The 2,996-nt window shown below is 75.7% G+C and carries 3 protein-coding genes; 2 read left to right on the forward strand and 1 reads right to left on the reverse strand.

Annotated features, from left to right (window positions below):
• Window positions 1-207 precede the first annotated feature (207 nt).
• Entirely contained in the window at window positions 208-771 is a 564-nt protein-coding gene (locus G3I53_RS06545) for an NAD(P)H-dependent oxidoreductase (RefSeq protein ID WP_164334579.1), read from the reverse strand.
• A gap of 133 nt (window positions 772-904) precedes the next feature.
• Between G3I53_RS06545 and G3I53_RS06550 the strand changes: the two genes are divergently transcribed.
• Both G3I53_RS06550 and G3I53_RS06555 read left to right on the forward strand, forming a co-directional pair.
• Entirely contained in the window at window positions 905-1,666 is a 762-nt protein-coding gene (locus G3I53_RS06550) for a TetR/AcrR family transcriptional regulator (protein WP_164438105.1), read from the forward strand.
• 115 nt (window positions 1,667-1,781) lie between these two features.
• On the forward strand, window positions 1,782-2,819 hold the full coding sequence (locus G3I53_RS06555) for a LacI family DNA-binding transcriptional regulator (RefSeq protein ID WP_164338941.1): 1,038 nt from the start codon (window positions 1,782-1,784) through the stop codon (window positions 2,817-2,819).
• Window positions 2,820-2,996: the final 177 nt, after the last annotated feature.

Consider the following 2,996-nt stretch of genomic DNA (forward strand, 5'->3'; position numbering starts at 1 on the left):
CCTGGCGGAGCTCCGGGGGCTGGCGGCGTCGGCGGTGGCCTGATCCGGCCGCGGAGGCCGCCCGTGGTCGCGCGTCGCGAGACGGCCGCGGGGGGCGCCGGACCGGCCGAAGGGGCCGGAGCGGTTGCTCCAGCCCCTTCGGGTCGTGCGGGTCGGCCGGGGGTGTGCCGCTCGTGCGGCGTCGTCCCGGTCGTGCGTTCGTGCCGGTCAGGCGGCTGCCGGGGTGGTGGCCCGGTCCTGGAGGCGGGTGACGACGTCGGTCAGCTGCTCGACGACCTCGGAGTCGTCGGCCGGGTGCAGCTCGGCGAAGCGGGTGACGGAGCCGGGGATGGACAGCTTGATGTCCTCGACCACCGTGCCGCCCGCGATGCCCACGGCCTTGCGGGCCTCGTCCTGCGCCCACACGCCGCCGTACTGGCCGAAGGCGGTGCCGACCACCGCGACCGGCTTGCCGGAGATGGCGCCGGCGCCCATCGGACGGGACAGCCAGTCGATGGCGTTCTTCAGGACGGCGGGAATGGTGCCGTTGTACTCGGGGGTGAACAGCAGCAGGGCGTCGGCACCGCCGGCGGCCTCACGCAGGCGGGCGGCGGCGGCCGGGACGCTGCCCTCCGCGTCGATGTCCTCGTTGTAGAAGGGGATCTCGGCGAGTCCCTCGTAGAGCGCGATCTCGGCGCCGGCGGGGGCCAGCTTCACGGCCGTCTCGGCCAGCTGCCGGTTGTGCGAACCGGCGCGCAGGCTGCCGACGAGAGCGAGGATGCGAGCGGACATGACGTACTCCCAGGGGGTGGTGTTGAGAACAGAACGGGAACTCGGGCGGACATCCGGACCGGGGTCCGGTTAATGTTCTAGCACCCTAACCGGACCGCGGTCCAGTTTCTTCCCGATGCTTTACCCTGGCTTCATGTCCACCGCCCGGCCGCCCGTTCCGGCCCCACAGGAGCCCATCGAGCCGCAGGAGTTGCTGCGGCTCGGCCTCGGCGCCGAGGAGACCTGCCTGCGTGCCGACGCCGCGCGCAACCGGGCGCGGCTGCTGGAGGCGGCCGCCCGCCTGGTGGCCGAGCGCGGCGCGGACGGCCTCACCATGGAGGCGGTCGCCGTGGCCGCGAATGTGGGCAAGGGCACCGTCTTCCGCCGGTTCGGCGACCGCACCGGCCTGCTGTCGGCGCTGCTCGACCACTCCGAGCGGAAGCTCCAGACCGCCTTCCTCACCGGACCGCCGCCGCTCGGCCCCGGCGCCCCGCCCGCCGAACGGCTGCGGGCCTTCGGCGCCGCCGTACTCCGCCGCGGGGTCGAGGAACTCGACCTGCAACTGGCCGCCGAGGCCGACGCCGGCCGCCGCTTCGTGCACCCGGCGCGCCGCGTCCTGCACCAGCACGTCACGCTGCTGCTGCGCGAGGCCGTCCCGGACGCGGACTGCGAGCTGCTGGCCCACACCCTGATGGCGCAGCTCGACGCCGCGCTGATCCACCACCTGACCCGGCAGCGCGGCATGCCCCTGGCCCGCCTCGAAGCGGCCTGGGGGGATCTGGTCGACCGCGTCACCGCCACCGGCCGGGCCACGGACGCCGTGGCTGCCGTGGATGCCACCGGTTCCGGCGACGGCGCCGCCCCCGCGCAGGCCGCAGGTGCGGCAGGAGCCGCGGACGGCGACGACCTGGGCTGACCGGCCCGCGGGCTCTCGTGGCCGCCCGTTCGAGCGGCGCGGGAGGGAGAGCGGCGGACCGTTCAACTCACCCCGCCGCAGGCCGCGTTCGGGCTTCTGCAAGGATGCCGTCGTCATGGTGAAGATTCCCCCGACGCCCACGCCCGCGCCCGCCGGACCCATGCGCTCCGTCCCCACGAGCGCCGATGTGGCCCGCCTCGCGGGCGTCTCGCGTGCCACCGTCTCCTACGTCCTGAACAACGCCGGAGCGGTCCGGATCAGCGAGCCCACCCGGCGCCGCGTGCGCGAGGCCGCGAAGGAGCTCGGCTACGTGCCGCACGCCGCCGCCCGCAGCCTGCGCGCCGGCCACAGCCGCATGGTGCTGATGCCCGCGCCGGACTTCCCCGTCGGGCCGCTCTACAGCCGGTTCATCACCGATCTCCAGGTCGCGCTGTCCCGCCTCGACTACACCGTCGTGCAGTACGGCACGGTCGGCGCCCACGACGACGAGGCGGCCCGCGCCTGGGCCGAACTGCGGCCGGTCGCCGTCCTCGTCCCGGGCTCCGGGCTGGGGCCGCGCGGGGTGGAGGTCCTCAAACGCTCCGGCGCCCGGGCCGTCGTCACGCTCGGCCCCGAGACCGTGGAGGGCGCCCACGCCCTGCTCATGGACCACGACGTGGTCGGGCACAGCGCGGGCGGGCATCTCTTCGACCGCGGCCGGCGCCGCGTCGGCGTGGTCCTGCCCCGGCAAGCCGGGCTGGAGACGTTCTCCGCGCCGCGCCTGAGCGGGGTGCGGGAGGCGCTGCGCGGCACGGACGCCACCGTCACGGAGCTTCCCCTCGGCCTCGACGAGGACGAGGCGGCCGGGCTCGCCGCCCGCTGGCGGGACCTCGGCCTCGACAGTGTGTTCACGTACAACGACGAGTACGCGATGCTGCTGCTGCGCGCCCTGCAGGACGCGGGCGTCCGCGTCCCCGAGGAGACGGCCGTCGTCGGCGCCGACAACCTCATGCTGGGGCGCCTGGTGCGCCCCCGGCTGAGCACCGTCCACCTGGAACTGCCGTCCGGCCAGGAACTGGCCGACTGGGTCGACCGCGCGGTGCGGGACCCGTCCGCGGCCCCCGAGGCGCACAAGGTGCTGGGGGCGACGGTGGTGCACCGGGAGTCCAGCTGAGCCGGCCGCGGGCCGCACGGGCCGCAGGCCCGATGAGCGGCGGCGCGGGCCGGGGAGAGGACGGCTGACGGCCGGGTGCGGGGCGGACGCGGGCCCGGTTCGATCTCCCGCTGCCGGCACCGGGTCGCCCTCCCGCCCGATGGTCAGGTCGTCGCGGCCTGCGGGCCGACGACGGCG

The organism is Streptomyces sp. SID14436, assembly GCF_010548465.1.
In the GTDB taxonomy this organism is placed as follows: Bacteria; Actinomycetota; Actinomycetes; order Streptomycetales; family Streptomycetaceae; genus Streptomyces.